Annotated in this window: 6 protein-coding genes; all 6 read right to left on the bottom strand. The window is 69.7% G+C overall.

All coding sequences use genetic code 11. The annotated features are described in order from the left end of the window. Positions 1-42: 42 nt before the first annotated feature. Complete coding sequence (gene prfA, locus ACRDPS_RS13280) at positions 43-1,119, bottom strand: peptide chain release factor 1 (RefSeq protein WP_431502116.1); 1,077 nt, start codon at positions 1,117-1,119, stop codon at positions 43-45. A gap of 124 nt (positions 1,120-1,243) precedes the next feature. Further along, positions 1,244-1,456, bottom strand: a complete 213-nt coding sequence (rpmE, locus tag ACRDPS_RS13275; RefSeq protein ID WP_431502115.1) for a 50S ribosomal protein L31 — start codon at positions 1,454-1,456, stop codon at positions 1,244-1,246. A 188-nt stretch (positions 1,457-1,644) separates the two neighbouring features. Beyond that, positions 1,645-3,552: a transcription termination factor Rho gene (gene rho, locus ACRDPS_RS13270; RefSeq protein ID WP_431502114.1), complete on the bottom strand. Its 1,908-nt coding sequence runs from the start codon at positions 3,550-3,552 to the stop codon at positions 1,645-1,647. Between the two features lie 199 nt (positions 3,553-3,751). Beyond that, positions 3,752-4,753: a homoserine kinase gene (thrB, locus tag ACRDPS_RS13265; protein ID WP_431502113.1), complete on the bottom strand. Its 1,002-nt coding sequence runs from the start codon at positions 4,751-4,753 to the stop codon at positions 3,752-3,754. Positions 4,754-4,758: 5 nt separating this feature from the next. Then, positions 4,759-5,841, bottom strand: a complete 1,083-nt coding sequence (gene thrC, locus ACRDPS_RS13260; RefSeq protein ID WP_431502112.1) for a threonine synthase — start codon at positions 5,839-5,841, stop codon at positions 4,759-4,761. A gap of 1 nt (position 5,842) precedes the next feature. Next, positions 5,843-7,156 carry a homoserine dehydrogenase gene (locus ACRDPS_RS13255; protein ID WP_431502111.1) on the bottom strand — a complete coding sequence of 438 codons (1,314 nt, stop codon included), beginning with the start codon at positions 7,154-7,156 and terminating at the stop codon, positions 5,843-5,845. Positions 7,157-7,264 lie beyond the last annotated feature (108 nt).

The raw sequence follows: 7,264 nt of genomic DNA, 5'->3' as shown, positions 1-7,264 counted from the left end.
GTCACCAGGTGACTGCGGCCCTCGCGCTCTTGTCGTCAGAACCTAGGAGTCCAGGGAGGCGAGCCGAGCGGCCAGGTCGGCGTCGACCGCGCTGGTGAGGACCGGCTCAAGGGCACCGTCCAGGACCTGGTCGAGGTTGTAGGCTTTGTAACCCGTGCGATGGTCGGAGATGCGGTTCTCGGGGAAGTTGTAGGTGCGGATCCGCTCGGAGCGGTCGACCGTACGCACCTGCGAACGGCGGGCGTCGGAGGCCTCCGCGTCGGCGGCGTCCTGGGCGGCCTGGAGCAGGCGCGAGCGCAGCACGCGCATGGCCTGCTCCTTGTTCTGCAGCTGCGACTTCTCGTTCTGCATCGAGACGACGATGCCGGTGGGTACGTGGGTGATCCGGACCGCGGAGTCGGTGGTGTTGACCGACTGGCCCCCGGGGCCCGAGGAGCGGTAGACGTCGATACGGAGGTCGCTGTCGTTGATCTCGACATCGATGGGCTCGGCCTCGGGCACGACCAGGACACCGGCGGCGGAGGTGTGCACCCGGCCCTGCGACTCGGTGACCGGCACCCGCTGGACACGGTGCACGCCGCCCTCGAACTTGAGGAGCGCATAGGGCGCGCGGCCGGGCTCGGGGTTGCCCTTGGCCTTGACTGCGACGGTGACCGACTTGTAGCCGCCGAGATCGGACTCGTTGGCGTCGAGGAGCTCGAGCTTCCAGCCCTGGTTCTCGGCGTAGCGGGTGTACATGCGCAGCAGATCACCGGCGAAGAGCGCGGACTCCTCACCGCCCTCGCCCGACTTCACCTCGAGGATCGCGTCCTTGTCGTCGGTCGGGTCGCGGGGCACGAGCAGACGGCGCAGCCGCTCCTCGGCCTCCTCGCGCTGCGGCACCAGCGCCTCGGCCTCCTCGGCGAACCCGGGGTCCTCCCCGGCCAGCTCGCGGGCGGCCTCGAGGTCGTCACCGAGCTGATTCCAGTGACGGTAGGCGTCGATGATCGAGCTCAGCTCGGCGTACCTCTGGTTGAGCTTCTTGGCCAGGCGCGCGTCGGCATGCGTCTCCGGCTCGGCAAGCCGCTTCTCCAGTCCGGTGTGCTCCTCGATGAGCCCCTCGACCGCATCAAACTGCATTGTTCTGCGCCTCCGCTTCGCCCCGGCTGGACATCAGCCGGGAGTGGGTGTCATGACCGGACATGGTCGCTGAAATGCGCCAGCGCCGGCCCCTGCTGATGCAGGGGACGGCGCTGAGAGGTCGCTACTTGCCGCGCTTGCCGAAGCGAGCCTCGAACCGAGCCACGCGGCCACCGGTGTCGAGGATCTTCTGCTTGCCCGTGTAGAACGGGTGGCAGTTCGAGCACACGTCGGCGCGGATGGAGCCGCCGTTGACGGTGCTGCGGGTGGCGAACGAGTTGCCACAGGTGCAGGTGACCTGGGTCTCGGCGTACGTCGGGTGGATCTCGGGCTTCATGAGGTTCCTCTCAAGACATGGGCTCCGGGTCGCCACCGCAGGTTGCGGGACGTGAACCGGCACCGAGGATTCAGTCTATGTGAACGTCTGGGGCCGCCGATAATTCCCGGCGGCCCCAGAACGCACATCACGCTCCGCGCTTCGCGCGGTCGCTCCCTCGCTCGGCGCTCGACCTCGCTACGGTCGTCTCAGCCCTTGGCGCGCCGAATCGAGCTTGTCGAGATGACCTCGTTGAGCAGCACCATGTTGGTCGCCGAACCGGTGACCTTCTCCCCCAGCACCGAGGCGGCCTTGGCTCCGTCGAGCGTGGCGAGCGACTTGCGCAGCCTGCGCACCGCGTCGCCCTCCCCGCCTGCGAAGAGCAGGTCGTCACGGCGGGTGCCAGAGGCGTTGACGTCGACGGCGGGGAAGATCCCCGCCTCGGCGTACTCCTCACGCAGCCGCAGCTCGGAGTTGGCGGTGTCCTTGAACGCCTCGAAGATGATCTCGTCGGTCTTCGAGCCGGTCTCGACCGCGGCCGTGGCGAGGATGGTCAGCGAGCCACCGTCCTCGACGTTGCGAGCGGCGCCGAAGAACCGCTTCGTCGGGTAGAGCGCCGCAGAGTCGACCCCACCACCCAGGATCCGACCGGAGGCCGGGACCGAGAGGTTGTACGCCTTCCCCAGACGGGTCAGCCCGTCGAGCAGGACGACCACGTCGTGGCCGAGCTCGACCAGGCGCTTGGCCCGCTCGATGGCCAGCTCGGCGACCACGGTGTGGTCGGCGGGCTGACGGTCGAAGGTGGAGGCGATGACCTCGCCCTTCACGGTGCGCTCGAAGTCGGTGACCTCCTCGGGACGCTCGTCGACGAGCACGACCATCAGGTGGCACTCGGGGTTGTTGGTGGTGATCGCGCCGGCGATCGCCTTCAGGATCGTGGTCTTGCCGGCCTTCGACGGCGAGGCGATCAGGCCGCGCTGGCCCTTGCCGATCGGGGCGACCAGGTCGATCACCCGGCCGGTGGCCGAGTCGGGACCACCCTCGATGCGCAGCCGCTCGTCGGGGTGGACGGGGGCGAGCTTGTCGAACTCGACGCGGTGGCGGGCGACCTCGGGGTCGGCACCGTTGACCGAGTCGATGCGCACCATCGGGTTGTACTTCTCCTTGCGCTCGCCCTCGCGGGGCTGGCGCACCTGGCCGACGATCGCGTCACCGCGGCGCAGGCCGAGGCGCTTGACCAGCGACAGGGAGAGGTAGACATCGTCGGGTCCGGGCAGGTAGCCGGAGGTGCGGACGAACGCGTAGTTGTCCAGGACGTCGAGGATGCCCGCTGCCGGCACGAGCACGTCGTCCTCGAGGACGGTCGTGTCCGGCTCGCCGCGGCCCGGACGGCTGCGGTCACGGTCACGGCCACGACGGCGACGGTTGCGGCGGCTGCCGCCCTCGTTGTCGTCGTCGTTCTCGTCCGCCGAGTCCGAGGGCCTGTCCTTCTTGGGCTCGTCGTTCTTCTTCTCGCCGGCCTGCTGGTCGGCCTTGGCCGGGCCCTTGTTCTGGCCCTGGTTCTGGCCCTGGTTCTGGCCCTGGTTGGGGTTGCCGCCCTGGTTGGGGTTGCCGCCCTGGTTCGGGTTGTTGCCCTTGTTCTGGTTCTGGTTGCGCTGGCGGCGCGGGCGCTGCCCGCCCTCGCTGCCCGACTCGACGGTCTCGGCGGACTTCGCCGCCGGCTTCTCGGCAGGCTTGTCTGCGGGCTTGTCGGCAGCCTTGTCAGCGGGCTTGTCAGCAGCCTTGTCTGCAGCCTTGTCTGCAGGCTTGTCAGCAGCCCTGTCTGCAGGCTTGTCGGCAGCCCTGTCAGCAGGCTTCTCCGCAACGGGCTTGTCGGCGGCAGGCTTCTCAGCGGCAGGTGTCTCAGCCTTCTTCGCCGGCGCGGGCGCCGACTGGGCACGACTGCCCTGGGCCGACTTGATCGCGTCGATCAGCTGAGCCTTCTTCATCGAGCTCGCGCCCGCGATGCCCATACCGTTCGCCATCGCCTTGAGGTCGGCGAGGAGCATTCCGCCAAGGCCACCGCGCTTCTTCGGGGCGTTCGGCTCCGGGGCGGCGGATTCCATGGTTTCTGTCACGTGAGTCCTTTCCCACGTATCGCCGATCGGCGTACAACACCGACGGCTCGATTGTCAGAACCCCTGACGGGCCGAGGCGCGCCAACGACGTGGCACAGCGCGTTAGGGGGATAGCACATCCTGCAGGCCTGAACGGCCAGACGGATACGCATTCAGGCTAACACGCATCGCACCCAGCACAGCCGGGTGCGGTGGCGAGTCAGAGGATGCGTACGCCGTCCATGTCGACGCGCAGCGAATGGCTCGCCCAGCCCGCCGGACAGCGAGCGGTGAGCTTGGTCGTCTCGGCCGACTCCACGCCGCTGCTGAAGGCCAGGACGGTCGGCCCGGCGCCGGAGACGATCGCCGCGACACCATCGGCGCGCAGCTCGTCGACCAGTGCGAGCGACTCCGGCATGGCGGGTCGGCGGTACTCCTGGTGGAGGAAGTCTCGAGTGGCCCGGTGCAGGTGCTCGGGGGCGTCGCTCAAGGCGGCGACCAACAGGGCCGTACGCCCCGCCCCGGCCGCCGCGTCGGAGTGCGGGACCGTCTCCGGCAACAGGCCGCGGGACGCCTTGGTCTCGACGCCGGTGGGCGGCACGAAGACAACGACGCTGATCCTCGGGTCCACGGCGGTTCGGACCGCGAAGAAGCGCTGTCCTGAGGGCCCGGGCCCTCCTGAGCCTGTCGAAGGGCCTGTCGAAGGGACGTCGTCCACACCGGCGATCGTGAAGCCGCCGTGGAAGGCGGGGGCAACGTTGTCGGGGTGCCCCTCGATCTCGGCGGCCTTCCGGAAGAGCGTCTCGTCGTCGAGGATCAGCTCTCCCCCGGCGACCAGGGCGCGCGCCAGCACGAGCCCGCCGATGATCGCCGCCGATGACGACCCCAGACCGCGAGCGTGCGGGATCCGGTTGACGCAGTGCAGCCTGAGACCGGGCGGCTGCTTGCCGATGATCTCGAAGGCCGCTCGCATCGAGCGGATGACCAGATGGGACTCGTCGAGCGGTACCGCACCCTCCCCTTCGCCCTCGACGATGACCTCCAAGGTCCGTTCCCCGGTGGTCGAGCTCGTCGAGACCCGGTGGATCGAGCTTGTCGAGATCACCTCGCCGGTGAGCTCGTCGCGCAGGTCGAGCGCGAGCCCCAGCGAGTCGTACCCGGGTCCGAGGTTGGCGGAGGTGGCCGGGACGGTGACGGTCACCGGGCCTTCTACGAAGGTCATGGGCGCTACGCGAGCCCGGCTGCGGCCGCAGCGGCCTCGAGGTCGGCGTCGATGACGGTCTCGGGCATCTCGCCGAAGAACTCCAGCGCGGTGGCGGTGTCCTTGAGCCCGTGACCGGTGACGGTGATGACGGTGGTCGCCCCGGCGTACGTCTCGCCCGACTCCAGGTCCGAGAGCAGGCCGGCGACTCCGGCGGCCGAGGCGGGCTCGACGAAGACGCCGTCGTTACGGGCGAGCAGGGCCTGCGCGGAGAGGATCTGGTCGTCGGAGAGCGCACGGAACCGGCCCCCGGACTTCGCCGCGGCGGCGTCGGCGAGCTGCCACGAGGCCGGGTTGCCGATACGGATCGCGGTCGCCTTGGTCTCGGGGTGCTCGACCGGGTGGCCGAGCACGAGCGGCGCTGCGCCCTCGGCCTGGAAGGCACGCATGACCGGGGTCTTGGTGGCGTGGCCGGCCGCCGCGTACTGCTCATATCCGAGCCAGTAGGCGGACAGGTTGCCGGCGTTGCCGATGGGCATGAGGTGGTAGTCGGGGGCGTCGCCGAGGCGGTCGACGACCTCAAAGCTGGCCGTCTTCTGGCCTTCGAGGCGGATCGGGTTGACGGAGTTGACCAGCGCGACCGGGTAGTTGTCGGCGAGCGCGCGGGAGAGCTTGAGGCAGTCGTCGAAGTTGCCGCGCACCTTGACCACCTCGGCGCCGTGGACCATCGCCTGGGCCATCTTGGCGGCGCTGATCTTGCCGTTGGGGACGAGCACGACCGGGGTGATCCCGGCCTTGGCGGCGTAGGCGGCCATCGATGCCGAGGTGTTTCCGGTCGAAGCGCACACGACGGCCTTGGCGCCCTCGTGGACCGCGACGGAGATGGCCGCGGTCATGCCGCGGTCCTTGAAGGAGCCGGTCGGGTTCTGGCCCTCGACCTTCAGCCAGACCTCCCCCTTGGTGGCGGCGGAGAGCCATTCGGAGTGGACCAGCGGGGTGCCGCCCTCGCCGAGCGTGACGGCAGGCGTGCCCTCGGGGATGTCGAGGAGGTCACGATATTCCTCGATCACTCCGCGCCACTGCTTCGCGGTGCCAACGTGCTGGGGCATCTCAGACTGCTCCTTCTACGCGCATCACCGAGGCGACGTCGCGGACGTACTCCATCTCGCGCAGGTGCTGCACGGTCGCCGCGAGCGCGGCATCAGGGGCTTCGTGGGACACGACGACGAGCTGGGCGTCGTCGCCGCGGCCCTCCTGGCGGACGGCATTGATCGAGACACCGTGCTCGGCGAAGGCGGTCGCGACAGCGGCGAGCACGCCGGCCTTGTCGGCCACGTCGAGGCTGACGTGGTAGCGGGTGACGGTCTCCCCCATCGGGCGCACCGCACGGTCGGCGTACGCGGACTCGCCGAAGCCACGGGTGCCGAGCACCTTGTTGCGCGCGACCGTGACCAGGTCGCCCAGGACCGCGCTCGCGGTGGGCTCGCCGCCGGCGCCCTGGCCGTAGAACATCAGGTCGCCGGCCGAGGCGGACTCGACGAAGACGGCGTTGTAGGCGCCACGCACCGTCGCCAGCGCGTGGCTGCGCGGGATCATCACCGGGTGGACCCGGACGGAGACATCGTCGTCATCGAGCTCGGCGATCGCGAGCAGCTTGACGACGCTGCCCATCGCCTTGGCGGAGGCGACGTCGCCGGCGGTCACCTCGGTGATGCCCTCGCGGTAGACGTCGCTGGCGGTCACGCGGGTGTGGAAGGCGAGGCTGGCCAGGATGGCGGCCTTGGCGGCCGCGTCGAAGCCCTCGACGTCGGCGGTCGGGTCAGCCTCGGCGTACCCCAGATCCTGGGCCTCGGCGAGGGCCTCCTCAAAGCCGGCGCCGTAGGTGTCCATCTTGTCGAGGATGTAGTTGGTGGTGCCGTTGACGATGCCCATCACCTTGGTGACGTGGTCACCGACCAGCGAGTCGCGAAGCGGGCGCAGGATCGGGATCGCACCGGCGACCGCGGCCTCGTAGTAGAGGCCGGTGCCGGCCTTCTCGGCGGCCTCGTAGAGCGTCGGGCCGTCCTCGGCGAGCAGCGCCTTGTTGGCGGTGACGACGCTGGCGCCGTTCTCGAGCGCCTCGAGGATGAGCCCGCGGGCCGGCTCGATGCCGCCGATCACCTCGACCACGAGGTCGACGTCGTCTCGGGCGACCAGGCCATGGGCGTCCGTCGTGAGCAGCTCGGCCGGCACCTCGACGTCGCGGGGAGCGTCGAGGCGGCGTACGGCCACACCTCTGATCTCCAGCGGCGCACCCACTCGGGCGGCGAGATCCGCATCGCCCTCGAGCAGGAGCCGGATCACCTGGGACCCCACCACGCCGCACCCCAGGACGGCGACGCCCAGGGGATCGACGGCATGCGCGGTCGTCTTGTTGCTGCTCACGCGCCCAAGGGTATCTGGGACAGGCTCCCGGCTCCGACTTCCGCTCTAGGCGCGGACACCTCGGCCTGGGTTGTGAAGCTGAGAGTGGTCTATAGGTCACTCTCAGCT

Source organism: Nocardioides sp., assembly GCF_050699375.1.
Taxonomy (GTDB): Bacteria; Actinomycetota; Actinomycetes; order Propionibacteriales; family Nocardioidaceae; genus Nocardioides.
This window is presented reverse-complemented; position numbering and strand designations above follow the sequence as displayed.